This is a genomic window from Nocardia sp. NPDC023852 (assembly GCF_040639505.1).
In the GTDB taxonomy this organism is placed as follows: domain Bacteria; phylum Actinomycetota; class Actinomycetes; order Mycobacteriales; family Mycobacteriaceae; genus Nocardia.
Genome location: NZ_JBFAAB010000001.1, coordinates 346,277 through 361,424 on the forward strand (window position 1 = coordinate 346,277; position 15,148 = coordinate 361,424).

Genomic DNA, 15,148 nt, shown 5'->3' on the forward strand with positions numbered 1-15,148 from the left:
CGACCTTCACAGGCCCTCGTCGAATGGATATCGGGCACCGAGAGCCGACCGGTCGCCGAGCCACAATGTCATCACGAGGTCATCGGCGACCTGGACCAGCACATCGCGTCCCTCGACCGCGGATACCCAATCCTTGGGCAACCCGGAGACACCATGGATGGCGCCGAGCAGGTTGCCCGCGACCGCGCCGGTGGAATCGGAGTCACCGGAGTGGTTCACCGACAGCAGCAGCGCTGCCTGCACATCGCCGGTCCTGGCTGCTTGCAGGGCGCAGTACACCGCGATGGCCAGGCACTCCTCGGCGATCCACCCTGCACCGACCTGCTCGACCTGTTCGGCGCCGGCCGCATGCTCGGACAACTCGACGGCTCGTGCCAGTGCCGCCACTGTTTCCGCACCGGCGGGGAACGCCGTGAGCTGAGTGAGAGTCTGCTGCACCGCGATCGGCAGCTCGATACCGCTCACCACGCGATCGACCAGTGCCGCGAACGCGCCCGCCGCGACATATCCCGTGGGATGCCCATGCGTCAACTGCGCGGCCCGCGCGGCCGTAGTGAATGCGTGATCAGGTCCCGCACCGGCCAGTCCGAACGGCGCGGACCGCATCACGGTGCCGCATCCTTTCGACCCCGGATTCACCTGTCCATTCTCGCCGAACGGACCCGGCGCGAGAAATCCTCGTGCCTGCTGACTCAGCCCGGACATGCACGCGTTCCCCGGCGCACGCGCCGCATACAGGAACGGCAGACTCGCCAGCCACCCATCGGGTTCGGCTGTGGGTGCCTCCTGTCTCTGGGTCTGTAACCAGCGCAGATAAGCCCGTCGCAGCGCCGGCACCGGGTCGGCGCCCGGCGCGGCCCGCAACAGCCCCTCCGCGGTGAACAGCGTCATCTGGGTGTCATCGGTGATCTGCTGCCCCGCCGCCTCGACATACTGCGGTAGAAAATCCGTCACGCCTTCGGCGCCATACCGCTGGCGAATCTGCGTCAGCTGCAGGAATTCGATAGGCCACCCGAGCGCGTCACCGACCGCCCCACCCAGCAGAGAACCCCGGACCCGGTCGAAGATCGTCATGTAATCCACCACGGGGCACCATCATTACGCATCCGTCGCACATGTGCCCCCCATGTCGTCTTCGGGGGTCACATCATCGACACCGGCGCCGACTGGGGGCAGCGACGGTCAGAGTCGATGCTCGTCGACCGATGTGCTCAGGCCCGTACCGTTGAGGTCCAGGTACAGCAGGCGCTCGGTGATCGACAGGGTGACGGTGTTGCGACGTTCGATCGCAGCGACGGCGGAATCGACGAAGTCACGATCGAAGCTGTAGAGGGGAATCGAGTCGGCGCGATGGATCCGCTTGCCGCCTAGTTGCGCCAGCACTTTGGCGGGCTCGCGATGGGTGTAGATGGCGACGCGTTCAGCCAGTTTGCTGCCTCGGTGCACCCGCTCCGCGTCGGGTGCGCCGACTTCGATCCAGGCGGTGAGGCGCCCGGTGAGATCGCGCACCAGCACCGCGGGCTCGTCGGTAGACGAAACGCCGCCGTCACTGAAGGCGATCCCCTCCTCGTACTCGAGGCAGTAGGCCAACAGTCGCGTCAGCATGAACTCGGCTGTTTCGGACGGGTGGCGCGCTACCCGCAACTCCAAATCCTGATAGACATCACGGTCGACGTCTGCCAGTTGAACGGCGAAGCTGTGCAGAGTTGCGCTGAGGGCCATAGGAGCAGGAGCTTAAAGAACCCCACGTGCACGCCCCACAGCGAGTCCCACCAGACCATCTACGGCACGAAATCCACCTCTGCAATCGGTCGACTTCCATCGAGCGCTCGCAATACCGCGTGACCGGCGTCCGGATCGCCGACCGCGATCCGCGCGCTCCCGTCGGGGTAGGACTTCGCGACGATACCGGCCCGGCGCAGCGCCGTCGCGACGCCGGGGCCGGGCAGGTACAGGAAGTTGGCGTGGCTGCGGGGCACCGCCATCCCGCGGTCGCATAACGCGCTGCGCAGGGAGTCGCGCTCCGCGGTGATCCGCAGGGTCCGCTCGGCGAGTTCGGGTTCGGCGGCGTAGGACGCGCAGACCGCGGCCACCGCCGCCGCACCCATCCCGAACGGCAACTGCAGCCTGCGGACCCGCGCGATCAGCTCGCTGCTGCCGAACGCGTACCCGATACGCAGTCCGGCCAACCCGTACGCCTTGGAAAACGTGCGCAGCACAAGGAGATTGGGGTATTTGCTGATCAGCGGCAGCGGGTCGACGTATTCGGCGGCACCGAGGAATTCCATATAGGCCTCGTCCAGAATTACCGGCACCCGGGGAGGAACACCGGACAGGAACGCCTTCAGCTCGCTCGCCGGGATCGCGGTGCCGGTCGGATTGTGCGGCCGGCACACCACCACCAGCGCGGTCCGCTTGTCGATGGCTCGCCGCATCGCCCACAGATCCTGATTGCCCGCGACATCCAGCGGTACCGGCACGGCCTCGACGCCGGTCATTTCGGCCAGGATCGGATAGCCGTCGAAAGTCGGTGCGCCGTAGACGATTTCGGCGCCCGGCGTGGCTACCGATTGGAGGATCTGCATTGCCACACCGGTGGCGCCCGACCCGACCACCACCTGATCCGACCGCACCCCGACATGCTGTGCGATCACCGCAGGCAGCCGTCGAGGCAGGAACTCTGGATACCGGTTCGCCTGCGTCAGCGCCGTATTCACCGCCCGCAACACCGAAGGCAGCGGTGGGAACGGGTTCTCGCTCAAGTTCAGGTCGAAGAGGGGCTGCACGCGCGGCGAGCGATGGTGGCGTGAAGGCCTGGTGTCGTGCCGGCCCGGCTCGTCGGCGAGACGCAGGCTCATCGCGCGGCTCCCCAGCGGACGGCCGCAGCGCCCGCGAAGTCGCCCGCATGCGCGAACGCCGCCATCATCACCAGCGATCCATTGCGCAGCCTACCCGCGCGGTTCTCCACATCCAGGGTCACCGGGATCCCCGCGGCGAAGAGATTGCCACAGGAGTCGAAGGTGTCCGGGTGCCGTTCGGGCGGAAGCTCCAGCGCGTCGTGCCAGTTGCGCAGGAACAAGCGGTTCGGCTGGTTGGTGACGAAGGTATCGATGTCGCGTCCACGCACACCGATCCGGTCGCAGACCGCGAGCGCCACCTCAGGGACCAGGCGGTTGCCGCGGGCGAACACCTTGGTGATTTTGGACTCGGTGAAGCTGACGCAGGCCTGCCCCTCGCCCGGCTCCCAGTACTTGCGCTCTCCATTGGTGGAAAAGTCCATGTCCCCGGCGAACTCGGGATAAGTCTGGCATTCGATGTCGAGGATCGGCGCGCTGTCGTCCTTCACCAGCAGACCGACCCCGCAGCCGTCACCGGGCACCGGCGCCTGGGCCAGCTTGCGGATCTCGGTCTGGGCGAACACCTGCCCGGAGCAATTCTGCGTCGCTGCTATCAGCGCGGTGCGGGCGTCGGTCGTCTGCAACACCATGCGAGCCATCGCCATCATGTGCACGAACGCCGCGCAGCCCCCGTTGTGCACGTCGTAGACGTACGAGGGACGAATGTCGAGCCGCCGCGCCACCTCGGGGCCACAGCCGAGCACCGGATTGTCCGGAAGCTGGGTGTGGGTGATCAGCACGTCGACATTCGCGATCATGTCCGCGCCGTGGCGGTCGATCAGCGGCGCGACCGCTCGCTCGACCATGTCCACCGCTGTCTCGTCTCGCGCCACATGGTGCCGGCCCTTGGGAGCGCGGAACATGACGTTCTTCGCCATCCGTTCCGAGCGTGCGAACTGGGTGAAGTACTCGGTGCCGACCGGGTCGCCGGGTAGGTAGCTGGCCACGTCGACCAGGCTGACCGGGGGCAGAGCAGGGGGGTTCGTGGAGTTCATCGGTGACGCCTCACTTCATCCAGTCGGGCTTGACGGGCAGGCCGTGCGATGCCCGGTACTCGCAGATCGCCTTGAGGTTGTCCATCTCCAGCTGGTGGCCGGCCGAGAACATGTCCCAGAAGTCGCCCACCCACACCGGCCGCTTCGGCGGTGCGGTCTCGGGATAGGGGTTCTCGTCGTAGAACGGATGCTTGCAATTCACCCACAGCACCACCGAACCCGGCTTGTTGAACACGACCTGCGCGTCGACCACGCGCATCAGGTAGATCATCCACAGGTGCTGTCCCTGGTCCCAGGCGCAGTGGTAGTCCACCGTCATGGCGTCTGGGTTCGCGACGGTGCGAGTGAAGATCTTGGTCGCGTCGCCGAGCCGGTCGTAGGCCAGCCACAGTCCGGGTTCCTCGGTCTCGACGAAACCGCGCAGGCTGTAGCTCCACTCCTCCAGCGACCGGGTGTCGGCGAGATACTCGTACACCTCGCGCGGCGGTGCGGCGATATACGCCTGGACCGGGCAGTATTCGCCGTAGATCTGGTCGTGCGGATACACCGACCGCAGCATGTCCATGATGATCGGGGTTGTCGCGTCCTTGTCGGAGTTCTCGATGCGCAGCACGCCGGGAACGGCACCCTCCGCGATGTCGCTGAGTGCGGGCAGGGAACTTGTGGTCACGGTGGTACTCCTCACAGTGGTGGACTCCTGCACCCGATCGGCCCCGGCCAGGGCGTCGCGAGTGTGTTTCATCAGGAAACCCCGGATTGTTCGATGGACGTCAGGAAGGGAAGGAACGGAGGGATCTCGTCGGCGTCGCAGTCGATCGAAAGGAACGACGGCCCTTCGGTTTCCCAGCAGCGACGCAGCGCGTCGGCGAGTTCGTCGGCGTCGCCCACGGAGAATGTGGACAGTCCGGGAAACATGCTGCCTACACCCCTGCCGATATGCGCGGGCTGGAATCTGTTGAAGCTGTATCGATCCCGGTAGTACAGCTGTTCCCTGGTCACGCACATGCCGTGCGCGTTGTTGTTGAGCACGATGAACGTGATCGGCAGCGCGTGCTCGATCGCGGTGTGCACCTCCATGCCGTGCATGAAGAACGCCCCGTCACCCGCGATGACAACGGTGCGGCGAACGCCGCTCGCTGTCCGGTGCCGCGCGAAGGCCGAGCCGATCCCGGCACCGAACGCGTAACCCATCCCGCCCATGCCGAGCGCGACGGTGAACCGTCCGCCCCGCGGTACCCGCAGGTGGTGCACGACGGAGGCGCCGGTGTTGCCCGCGTCCGCGAACACGTCCGTGCCATCCGGCAGTGCGGCGTCGATCGTCTCGACCAGGTCCCGGTAGCGCAGGCCGGGACCGGAGGATTCGGGCACCCGCAACGGCGTCGGTGGAGGTGCGGCGCGATCACGCTCGGAAGCCGTCGCGCCAGTGTCCAGTTCGTCGGCAAGGTCGGACAGCGTGCGCGACAGGTCGGTACTGGTGGCGTGGATGGCGGGGAGATAGGGCGGCGCGACACCGATGCTTGCCAAGGTGCCGTCGAGTCCATCCAGGCCGGTACTTGCGGTGACCGGCAGTTGCGTGCCCACCAGCAGGCACAGGGCCGCGGAGCGGACGGCCACGATCAGCTCGGGATGGCCCATGCTGCCTGCGACACCGCGGAATCCGGGGTCGGTGTTGTCATAGGTGTCCTTGGCGTCGGGGGTGACTCCTACGGCGGCGTCGAGGACCGTGGCCAGGCGGGCGAGCGCCTCGCGCGCGTTGTCGCGTGCGACCTGGTCACCGGCGATGATCACGATCTTCCCGGTGCGCCGGGCCGCCGTGAGCGCGGTGCGCACGTCGGCGAGTCCGGCCTTGTCCTGCCGATAGTTTTCGGCGGGCAACCGGAGCGGCGGAACGTCGCCGATGTCCTCCTGCTGCACATCCTTGGGCAGCAGGAGGACCGCGGGCCCGCCGCGCCGGGCGGCGCCGACCGCCCTGGCCACCTGATCGGGTAGGTCGGCGCCGGTCTCCACTCGCGCGCAGTAGGTGCTGACCGCGCCGAACAGGCGTACCGCGTCGATGGTGCCTGCCTGCCCGCTGGTGTCCTGAAAGGCGCCGTTGCCCTCCAGTGCGGTCGGCGGTTGCCCGACAAGTGCGAGCACCGGAACCCGGGAGGCGAACGATTCGGCGAGTCCGGCGACGAGATTCATGGCGCCGCCGCCGGATGTCGCCGCGACCACACCGATTCCGCCGGTCGAGCGGGCGTAGCCGTCGGCCATGGTGGCCGCGGAGAACTCGTGCTTGGCGACCACTCCGGTGAGGTCGCCTGACGCCTCGAATATCGCGTCGTACAGATCTTCGATATTGGCGCCGTCGACCCCGAAGATATGGCGCACGCCCAGTGCTGAAACTGCTTGCACCAGATAGTCGACTACCCGGTTCTGCATCGGCACTCCTTCCTGTACACGGCGTGTCGCCGAGCACACGCGATATTGCGTACACGAGTGATACGGGTGAGAACGCCGGATGGTTCAACCCTTAACCGTAGTCAGTCTCGTACGTGCGTATACATCTACGTATAGTAGGTTCATGCCGAACAAGACGATCTATGTTGCCGATGACGACCTCCCGCTCTTCCAGCGCGCGCAGGAGCTGGTCGGTGGCAACCTCTCCGGGGCGGTGGTCACGGCGCTGCGCCGTTTCATCGAACTCGAAGAAGGCCGACTGGAGGGCTACGACGAGATTGTGCTCGGCGTGGGTCGCGATGGTGTGCGGCAGGTCCGATTCTCCGGCACCTTGCTCGGGGAGTGGCGCGACGTCAACGACACTCGCATCGAGCACGTCCGGGTGTATCGCACCCGCAAAGGCAAGTATGTGATGCACGCCCAGTACTCGAACTGGGATGAGTATCCCGCCGACGCGGGCGCGAATTGGCTCAAAGACTGGAAGGATCCGAAGAGTTGGCGCCGTCTGCTCGGTGTCGGACAACAGGATTGGGGCGAGTTCCTCTTCGTTGTGGTGGATTCGCTCGACGAACTGAAGGGGCAACTACCCGGCAAGTTCTACCAGCGGGTCGTGGACGTGGCAGAGGGGCCGAAGATCGAGGATCTCGACATCTAGTCGAATCGCCCAGCACGACAATCGAGTAACGCATCGAAGCGCCGCACCAGAAGAGCGGATCGATTGCCTGGTGCGGGGGCATCGCGATGGTCGGATATGTGGTCGTCCTCGATCTTCCGGCGGCAGACGCGCTGATCGATTGCCGCACCGACGATCCCCCGCCGAAAGTATCGGCGGGGGATCGTTCGATCGCTCAGACCGTTCCGGCCAGCAAGACCTTGCCGCTGGCCGCGGACCGGATCTCGACGGTGCGAACCTGGTCGGGCGGGCCGTCGATGGTGTAATCGACGGTCAGCTCGGTGCCGGGGGACGCGGGCCAGCGGCCGAGTTCCTGCTGCTGTCCGTCGTTGCGGGTGACGTACAGGGCGAGGGGCCAGTTGTAGCGCTGGTCGCTCGGTGCGTAGCTGCAGGACATCACTACGCGCGTTCTGTCTCCGGCCGGAAGGAGTTTGAAGCTCGCCGAGACCGGCGTCGGCTCCAGCGGCTCCATCCGGCGTTCGGCGAAGACCTGCTCGGAGGTGCCGGTGTCCGACCCGGTCACTGTGACGGCGATGGGCACCGCGATCGCCACCGCGGCAGCAGCCGCCGCCACCGCCGTGCCGATGGGCACCCACCGGCTGCGGCGGCGTCGGCGCTCGGCCGCGTCGGCGAGCCGGGGCAGCAGCTGTGGCATCGGCGGCGCGGCCTCGGCCGCGGCGGTCTCGGTGGGCCCGATCATCGCCAGCGCGGTCTCGGTGTCGACCAAGGCGAGCATGCCGGGCAGCCCGGCGAGTCCGGTCACCGCGGCCTGGCAGTCGGGGCAGCCCGCCAAGTGCTCCTCGTACTTCTGACGCTCGGCCCGGGTGAGGGAGCCGAGCACATACGGCGCATCCCACGTGGTGTAGTCGTCGGTGACATCCGTCATTGATTCGTCACCCCCATCTCCTGAAGTGCCAGTCGTAAGGCCCGCATGCCGTAGTGCATTCGGGATTTCACCGTGCCCGCCGGAATGTCGAGTTCTTCGGCGATCTGATGAGTGGAAAGCCCTTGATAGTAGGCCCGCACGATCACCTCACGGTGGTCGCCGCTGAGCCTGCCGAGAGCGTCCGCGATCAGCCAGCCGTCCAGCGCGCGGTCCGACTGGTCCGGCGTGGGTTGTTCGGGCGGACTGTCGGTGCGGAACTCGCGTCGGTTGCGGGCGCTGCGATGCTCATCCACCACGAGATTGCGTGCCACGGTGAACAGCCACGCACGTGCCGAGGTAGTCGATTGATCCAAGACGTTCGGGCGTTGCCACGCACGCAGCAATGTCTCCTGCACGATGTCCTCGGCCCGCCCCGGGTCTCGGACCAGACCAAGCGTGTACCGCCACAAGGCGGTGGCATGATCGCGATAGAGAACCCGCATCAGCTCGGCTTGATCGTCCGGCTTGTCCGCCGCTCCCCGTATTCTGCGCACAAGTAGGTACCTCTCTGCTTGTGTTGCGGGGCTGGTTATCGGTCGTAAGCGATAAGTTACTCATGTTCTGCCGGATCAGTCGTCATGTCTCATACCGTGTCTCCTGCTATCCCTTCGAGGAGTACACGTACTCAGTTGCGTTCTAGTTCAATCGGGTGCGTCGCGAGCAACGAGAGAGGCAGCGGCTGGCGGCGCAGCACGTGGGCCCACAGGTCGGGGCGGCCGGTGCTGATCGGATCGGACGGCAACGCCGACAGCACGATCCAGTCGTCGTTCTCCAGCTCGCCTTCCAGCTGCCCGAAGGTCCAGCCCGCGTAGCCCGCGAAGACCCGGATGCCCTCGACGAGGGGGCCGATCCGTTGCGGGTCGGCGTCCAGGTCGACCAGGACGACCCGGCCGTCGATGCGGCGAAGTCCGGGCACATTCTCGATCCGCGCGCCGACCCGGACGGTGCCGAGGCACAGCGCCGCGTCCCGCTTCACCGGGCCGCCGATGAACAGCGTGCGCGGCGCGGCGACCGCGTCGGTCCAGCGGGGGAGCACGTCGTGCACGGCCGTGTCGCTCGGACGGTTCAGCACCACCCCCAGGCTGCCCGCCTCGTTGTGCTCGATGATGTAGACGACGGTGCGCCGGAAGGTGGGTTCGACCAGTTCGGTGGCCGATACCAGCAGTGTTCCCGCGCGCACCACCTGTTCGCCGTGCCGAGAATCGCGTCGTTTGCGGTCACCATGCCCGCCGCGAGTTTGCCGATCGTCCGGGTCTTCTGCGCGTGCCACCACGACATCATCTCAGCTGTTCGCCCACAATGCGCCTTCTGCGACCGACTTCTGTCTTCCGGATTTGCCCGAGCCGATGTCGGCGCCCGCCGCACCGGTTTTCCGGCATCGTAGAGTCCAGATCATGGAACCGCCCGAGGTGCTACTCGAGAACAGCGACAGCGTGTACGACTTCTATCGCGAGCACCGCCAGAATCGACTGCAGGCTTGGGGGGCGTACGCCATTCTCGGCCGCCGATACCATCCGCGTGTCGCCTACGCCGAAGGTGCGCGCGAACTGCTCCGCAGGGTGATCAAGCAGGGGCGGCCGCTGCTGATCGCCATCAACCACCTGTCCGAGAACGACCCGTACACCGTCGCGGCGGCGGCTTGGCGCAGCGGGCTGCGGCCGGTGATCGGGCGGGTGCGCGTGCTGGCCAAGGACGAGCTGTTCATGGAACCCGACCAGCGGCGCAAGATCGACATGATGGGCGGCATCCCGGTCTTCCGTGGCAAGGACCACGGCATCCGCGCGGTGAACGCGGCCGGTCAGCGCATGATGGATATCTGCGCTGAGCGGATGGCCCGCGGCGACGGCGTCGCGGTGTTCCCTGAGGGCACCTGCAACGATGTCGACCCGACCAAGGTGCAGACCGTAGGTAGCGGGATCGGGCACATCGCGTTCCGCGCGATGAAACTCGATGCCGAGCCGGTGCTGGTGTCCGTCGGGCTGAGCTACGGGCCGCGCCAGGATCCGACGGTGCCGCCGACGAGGGAAGAGGCGAAGTCGGCCAGCTTCTACTTCAGCGTGCCGGTGCTCGACCTGCCGACCCGGCCCGGTGACATCGCCCGCTTGGTGCGGGCGGACCTGCAACAGGCATTGGACGGCGCCGTCGCGGCGTACTGAGGGCTCATGCCGCTCGGCTCCGGCATGAGCGCGTCGGCGGCCGCGTCGCTCACAAGGGCAGGTTCAGCCGGTCCCGGGCCCAGTGCGGCACCATCGTCAAGTATTCGGGGCGCGTCTCGATGAAGTGATGGACCGTCCGGCACATCGGCAGCGCGCCGAGCTTGTCGTCTCGGGTGCTGTTCAGCGCGGTTTCGACCAGCAGCCGTGCATAGCCCTGGCCCTCGTAGCGCGGGTAGATCTCGGTGTGCACGAACGCCCGCTCGGACGCTGTGTCCTGGTATTCGGCATAGCCTGCGATCGCACCGTCGACGTAGATCTCGAAGCGTTCCAGTGCGGTGTTGTTGCTGACCTCGGTCGACATGGCTCGAAGCTACTCCGGTGCCTCGGTAACCGGGTAACCACCAGGTCGACCGGGCGAAATCCCGCCGCCGACTTGTCTGTCGACGCGAGTCTGCGCAGAATGCTCTTGATCGAGGCGTCCGCACCCGAGCGAGGCAGGCCCGGGAGGTAGACAACATGATGAGGACGCTGCGCATATCGCGGCTCGCGGCAACCGTGGTTGCCGCGAGCCTGCTCGGAGGATCAATCGTCACCGGCCTTGCGCAGGCCGAGCCGGGCATGGTGTTCGGGGCATGTCCCGACCGTGCCGTGACGGCCGACCGCGGCGTGCGGTGCGCTGTCGTCAGCGTGCCGATGAACTATGCCGAGCCGAACGGGCCGAAGATCGAGCTGACTGTCAGCCGGATGGCGGCCAGCGGCGAGCGCGCGGGCGTTCTCTTCGCCAATCCCGGTGGCCCCGGCGCCGACGCACTGGACTACTGGGCACGACGGTCCGAGGTATTCCCCCACGATCTCGGCGCGCACTACGACCTCGTCGCCGTACAGCCGCGTGGGCTGCGCTGGGCTACGCCGCTCGACTGCGCAGCGGGTACGAAAACCGAAGAGGGCGAGCGAGTTTCACTTGGTGGCGGCGACCGCGATGCCATCAAGAAGGCTTGCGACGCCGCACGCCCCGGTTACCTGGACACCATCACCACCGAGAACACCGCGCGCGACTTGGACGCCGTGCGCGCCGCGCTCGGGCTGGAGCGGATCAGCTACCTCGGCACGTCCTACGGCACCTATCTGGGCGCGGTGTACGCGGCGCTGTTCCCCGAACGGGTGGATCGGATGATCCTGGACTCCAATGTCAACCCGGACTGGGTGTGGACCGAGGAGTTCGCCCAGCAACAGGTGGCAGGCAAACAGCGCCTCGACGACCTTTTCGCTTGGATCGGTGAGCACGACGGCGAATACCACCTCGGCGACACGGCGCTGCAGGTCTACCGGAACTGGGTCCGGCTTGCGGCCGATCAGGGCGGCGGCTGGTACGCCAACCTGACGCCGCCGCCCGCGAGTGTCGCCGATCTGCCCGGCGCGCTGCCCGAGCCGCTCGCCGAGATCGCGCGTGACGGCTACAACGGCAGCGTCGAACAGCTGGGCAAACTACAGAACCTGTTGCGCACCTTGGTCTCCGGCGGTGTATCGGCGCAGGTGCCGCTGCTCGGCGCGACGGCCGTCGCCACCTACACGCGCACGTTCTGGCCGATCTTCGCCCGCGCGATGGCCGACGTGGCCGTCGACCCGGCCAACGTGCAGCGGCTGCGAGCCATCGAGGGCGCGACCTCGACCGACCCCACCGGGCGTTTCGTCTTCGCCGCCGTCACCTGCAACGAGAACGCCGTGCCTGGCAGGCCGGAGCTGCTCGGCGCCGCGGTCGGCACCATCGCCTCCGGCGGCGACGCCATGGACGCGCGCGCCGACCTGGTCCGGTCCGGGATGGCCTGCGGTGCCTGGAAACCGGTGACGAAGCCGGTGCGGATCACCGGGGCCGGCCTGCGCACCCCGCCGCTGGTCCTGCAGAGCCGTCACGACGCGCTGACCAAATACGAGGGTGGCCCAGCCATGGCGAAGGCACTGAACGGTGCGCTGATCACCGTAGACGGCGGCGACCACGGAACCTTCGGCCGCGGCAATGCCGCCGTGGACGGGGCGGTGCTGACCTATCTGCGGACTGGGCAGGTCACCATCACCCAGGCCGACCAGGCCCCCCTGCCCGCGAGCTGATGGAGGGCCGTCGTGCGGTTGCCCCGGCGGCGCCCGACAATATGGGGATGACGCGCATGTCCGCACCCCGGGTGATTCTCGCCCCGGACAAATTCAAAGGATCGCTCAGCGCACCGCAGGTGTCGGCGGCCCTTGCCGCGGGTTTCGCGCGGGTCGCGCCGGAAGCCGTCATCCGGCAGGTGCCGGTCGCCGACGGCGGTGACGGCACGGTCGAGGCGTTCGTCGCCGCGGGCTGGACGTGCGTCGAACTGACCGCTCCTGGGCCCACCGGTGTGCCGTGCCGCACCGCCTACGCCAGGCATGAAGCGACCGCGGTCGTCGAACTGGCCGCGGTGGTCGGTCTGGCGAAACTGCCCGGGGGGCAGCATGACCCGCTCGGCGCGAGCACCTACGGGCTCGGCGTGGTTGTGGCGCACGCCATGGACAACGGTGTCACCGACATCGTGCTCGGTCTCGGCGGCAGCGCATCCACCGACGGCGGCGCGGGCATGCTGCAAGCGCTCGGCGTCCGCATTCTGGACCCCGATGGGCAGGAATTACCCCCCGGGGGAGCCGCTTTGGCACGCGCCACGCGCGTGGACCGTTCCGGGCTGCATCCCGCGGTCGCCGGCACGACCTTCACCTTGGCCTGCGACGTCGACAATCCGTTGCTCGGGCCGACCGGCGCCGTCGAGGTGTACGCAGCACAGAAGGGCGCGGGCCCCGCCGACCTCGAGGTCCTCGAGTCCGCGCTCGCCACCTGGGCGCGCGTCACAGGCCCCGACTTCGCACTCCGCGCGGGCGCGGGCGCCGCGGGCGGCACCGGTTTCGGCGCACTCGCCGTGCTCGATGCGCAGGTGCGCAGCGGGATCGAAGTCGTGCTCGAACTTCTCGACTTTCCCGCGCTGCTCGCCACCGCCGCCCTCGTGATCACCGGCGAGGGATCGCTGGACCGGCAAAGTCTGCACGGCAAGGCGCCGGTCGGCGTGTGCGCGGCGGCCCGAGAAGCGGATGTCCCGGCGATCGCCGTTGTCGGCCGCACTTTGCTCGCGCCCCAAGAGATACGGGACGCAGGCTTCGCGCGCTGCTATGCGCTCGCCGACCTGGAACCCGATCCCGGCCGCTCGATGGCCGACGCGGCGGCACTGCTCGAGCGCATCGGTGCGCGGATCGCGGTCGACAATCCGGCTTAACCCGCGGACGCCAAGAGGTTGGCGGCGAGTTCGTGCCGATGCCGCTCGCCCCACTCCTCGAGCGGACGCAGGGCGACGGCCAATTCCTCGCCGAGCGGAGTGAGGGAATATTCGACGCGCGGAGGGACCTCGGCGTACACCTCGCGGTGCACTACACCGCCGGACTCGAGTTGACGCAGGTTTTCGGCGAGGACCTTCTCGCTCACGCCGTCGAGCAGGCGGCGGATCTGGCCGAAGCGCTGCGGGCCCGCGCCGAGCACCCACATCAGATGCAATTTCCACTTGCCGCCGACGACGTCGATCGCGACCGTCATCCCACACACATCGTGATCTGCATCACTGCTCATGTCCACCGCGCTCCTTTGACCTCATGTCGAACCTCGAGGTAAGCAACCACACCCCGACGTTCGGTCTTCCCGACTCTACCTGCGGCAACGACCATGGATCCCGGCGCCGACAACAACCGAACGAGAACTGAAGGGACACCTCATGTCCGAGCAGACCCCCCGCTCCGTCTCCGTCATCGGCCTCGGTCCGATGGGCCAGGCCATGGTCCGGGCATTCCTGGACGCGGGTGTCGAGGTGACGGTATGGAACCGTAGCTCCGACAAGATCGACGCCATGGTCGAACTCGGTGCGAAGCGCGCCGCGACCGTCGCCGACGCGCTCGACGCCAACGAGGTCACGGTGCTCAGCCTCACCCACTACGCCGCCATGTACGACGTGCTCGGGCAGGCGACCGACCACCTGAAGGGCAAGGTGATCGCGAACCTGTCCTCGGATTCCCCCGAGAAGGCACGAAAGGGTGCGGAGTGGGTCCGCTCGCACGGCGCACAGTTCCTCTCCGGCGGCGTCATGTCGGCGGGTGACAACATCACGCACCCGGCGTCGTACATCTTCTACAGCGGCCCACGCGAGGTGTTCGACGCGCACGCCGAGCTGCTGCGCCCGCTGAGCCCGCAGGAGTACCTCGGGGCCGACGACGGTCTGGCGCAGGTCTTCTACCAGGCCCTGCTGATCATTTTCCATCCTTGGCTGCTCGCCTTCGACCAGGCGACCGCGGTGATCGATCGCTCCGGCCACGACATCGCGAAGTTCGTCCCGTTCGCGATCCGCTCAGCCGCCGCGTTCCCCTACTTCATGGAGGAATTCTCGGTGGCCAACCAGAATGGCGGCTGGGCGACGTTGGCGAGTCTGAAGATGATGGACGCGGGCGCGCAGCACATCATCGACGCGAGCGAGGAAGTCGGCGTCGACGCCACGTTCTCGCATACGGCACAGGCGTTCTGGCGCAAGGCCGTTGCCGCTAGTGAGCAGGCGGGTACGGCGGTCTCCACGTATGCGTTGATGCGTGGCGACGGGTAAACGCCGAAGTCCCAGCAGGATTCGACAAGTGGCGGCGGTGGAGAAGACGACCTCACCGCCGCCTCGAGTCGGCCGCTCGGCGCGGCCCAGGTCCAGGCTCGGCCTGGGCGCTGTGCCCCGTCGGGCGCCCTATGCCTCATGTCCCCGCGCCTCGCGGTAAGCCGCGATCGAAGGTTCACCTTCGAGATCGCGCCTGCGGGCGACAAGGTGGCGAAGCTGACTGTGGTGCACGACGGCTTCGAGCCGGGCAGTCATCTGTGACTTCGAAGTCGAACACGCCGATGTTGTCGGTTATATCGCTCGCCGGGTTCGGGAGCGGTACCCGAAAGCCGAGCTGTATTTCGCCGTGTTCGGGGCGATGACCAAGGGGCGTGACTTGAAAGTGGCGAGCTTCGATGATCTGACCGGGGCCAAAATAAT

General features: G+C 67.3%; 17 protein-coding genes. 6 read left to right on the forward strand and 11 right to left on the reverse strand.

The annotated features are described in order from the left end of the window. Positions 1-6 precede the first annotated feature (6 nt). From AB0H00_RS01520 to AB0H00_RS01545, 6 genes are all read right to left on the reverse strand, one after another. On the reverse strand, positions 7-1,074 hold the full coding sequence (locus AB0H00_RS01520; protein WP_357259048.1) for an ADP-ribosylglycohydrolase family protein: 1,068 nt from the start codon (positions 1,072-1,074) through the stop codon (positions 7-9). 108 nt (positions 1,075-1,182) lie between these two features. Further along, complete coding sequence (locus AB0H00_RS01525) at positions 1,183-1,722, reverse strand: YaeQ family protein (protein WP_357259050.1); 540 nt, start codon at positions 1,720-1,722, stop codon at positions 1,183-1,185. Between the two features lie 59 nt (positions 1,723-1,781). Continuing rightward, positions 1,782-2,858: an aminotransferase class I/II-fold pyridoxal phosphate-dependent enzyme gene (locus AB0H00_RS01530; protein WP_357259052.1), complete on the reverse strand. Its 1,077-nt coding sequence runs from the start codon at positions 2,856-2,858 to the stop codon at positions 1,782-1,784. Further along, complete coding sequence (locus AB0H00_RS01535; RefSeq protein ID WP_357259055.1) at positions 2,855-3,892, reverse strand: 3-oxoacyl-[acyl-carrier-protein] synthase III C-terminal domain-containing protein; 1,038 nt, start codon at positions 3,890-3,892, stop codon at positions 2,855-2,857. Before AB0H00_RS01535 ends, AB0H00_RS01530 begins: the two co-directional genes overlap by 4 nt. 10 nt (positions 3,893-3,902) lie before the next feature. Then, positions 3,903-4,562, reverse strand: coding sequence for an SRPBCC family protein (locus AB0H00_RS01540; protein ID WP_357259058.1), 660 nt, complete (start codon positions 4,560-4,562; stop codon positions 3,903-3,905). A gap of 71 nt (positions 4,563-4,633) precedes the next feature. After that, positions 4,634-6,313: a thiamine pyrophosphate-binding protein gene (locus AB0H00_RS01545; protein WP_357259061.1), complete on the reverse strand. Its 1,680-nt coding sequence runs from the start codon at positions 6,311-6,313 to the stop codon at positions 4,634-4,636. Positions 6,314-6,455: 142 nt separating this feature from the next. Between AB0H00_RS01545 and AB0H00_RS01550 the strand changes: the two genes are divergently transcribed. Further along, positions 6,456-6,986 carry an EXLDI protein gene (locus AB0H00_RS01550; RefSeq protein WP_357259064.1) on the forward strand — a complete coding sequence of 177 codons (531 nt, stop codon included), beginning with the start codon at positions 6,456-6,458 and terminating at the stop codon, positions 6,984-6,986. Positions 6,987-7,179: 193 nt separating this feature from the next. Here AB0H00_RS01550 and AB0H00_RS01555 read toward each other — a convergent pair whose 3' ends face one another. From AB0H00_RS01555 to AB0H00_RS01565, 3 genes are all read right to left on the reverse strand, one after another. Then, positions 7,180-7,890, reverse strand: coding sequence for a zf-HC2 domain-containing protein (locus tag AB0H00_RS01555; RefSeq protein ID WP_357259067.1), 711 nt, complete (start codon positions 7,888-7,890; stop codon positions 7,180-7,182). After that, the gene (locus tag AB0H00_RS01560) at positions 7,887-8,423 is read right to left on the reverse strand and encodes a sigma-70 family RNA polymerase sigma factor (protein WP_357259069.1); all 537 of its coding nucleotides are present in this window, start codon (positions 8,421-8,423) and stop codon (positions 7,887-7,889) included. The genes AB0H00_RS01555 and AB0H00_RS01560 overlap by 4 nt, the downstream gene beginning before the upstream one ends. Positions 8,424-8,554: 131 nt before the next feature. After that, positions 8,555-9,199, reverse strand: coding sequence for a YqgE/AlgH family protein (locus AB0H00_RS01565; RefSeq protein WP_357259072.1), 645 nt, complete (start codon positions 9,197-9,199; stop codon positions 8,555-8,557). 124 nt (positions 9,200-9,323) lie between these two features. Here AB0H00_RS01565 and AB0H00_RS01570 point away from each other — a divergent pair, with 124 nt between their 5' ends. Continuing rightward, positions 9,324-10,085, forward strand: a complete 762-nt coding sequence (locus AB0H00_RS01570; protein ID WP_357259075.1) for a 1-acyl-sn-glycerol-3-phosphate acyltransferase — start codon at positions 9,324-9,326, stop codon at positions 10,083-10,085. A 49-nt stretch (positions 10,086-10,134) separates the two neighbouring features. On the opposite strand, the gene AB0H00_RS01575 is transcribed toward AB0H00_RS01570, so the two are convergent. After that, complete coding sequence (locus AB0H00_RS01575) at positions 10,135-10,446, reverse strand: GNAT family N-acetyltransferase (RefSeq protein ID WP_327110851.1); 312 nt, start codon at positions 10,444-10,446, stop codon at positions 10,135-10,137. 155 nt (positions 10,447-10,601) lie between these two features. On the opposite strand from AB0H00_RS01575, the gene AB0H00_RS01580 reads away from it, so the two are divergent. Next, positions 10,602-12,191: an alpha/beta hydrolase gene (locus AB0H00_RS01580; RefSeq protein ID WP_357259078.1), complete on the forward strand. Its 1,590-nt coding sequence runs from the start codon at positions 10,602-10,604 to the stop codon at positions 12,189-12,191. A 47-nt stretch (positions 12,192-12,238) separates the two neighbouring features. Further along, a complete protein-coding gene (locus AB0H00_RS01585; protein ID WP_357259081.1) occupies positions 12,239-13,363 on the forward strand; it encodes a glycerate kinase in 1,125 nt (374 codons plus the stop codon). Here AB0H00_RS01585 and AB0H00_RS01590 read toward each other — a convergent pair. Further along, a complete protein-coding gene (locus tag AB0H00_RS01590; RefSeq protein ID WP_357259084.1) occupies positions 13,360-13,716 on the reverse strand; it encodes a helix-turn-helix domain-containing protein in 357 nt (118 codons plus the stop codon). The two genes, AB0H00_RS01585 and AB0H00_RS01590, sit on opposite strands and share 4 nt — an antisense overlap. Positions 13,717-13,852: 136 nt before the next feature. Here AB0H00_RS01590 and AB0H00_RS01595 point away from each other — a divergent pair, with 136 nt between their 5' ends. Next, entirely contained in the window at positions 13,853-14,728 is an 876-nt protein-coding gene (locus AB0H00_RS01595; RefSeq protein WP_357259087.1) for an NAD(P)-binding domain-containing protein, read from the forward strand. 138 nt (positions 14,729-14,866) lie between these two features. After that, a complete protein-coding gene (locus tag AB0H00_RS01600; protein ID WP_357259090.1) occupies positions 14,867-14,989 on the forward strand; it encodes a hypothetical protein in 123 nt (40 codons plus the stop codon). Positions 14,990-15,148: the final 159 nt, after the last annotated feature.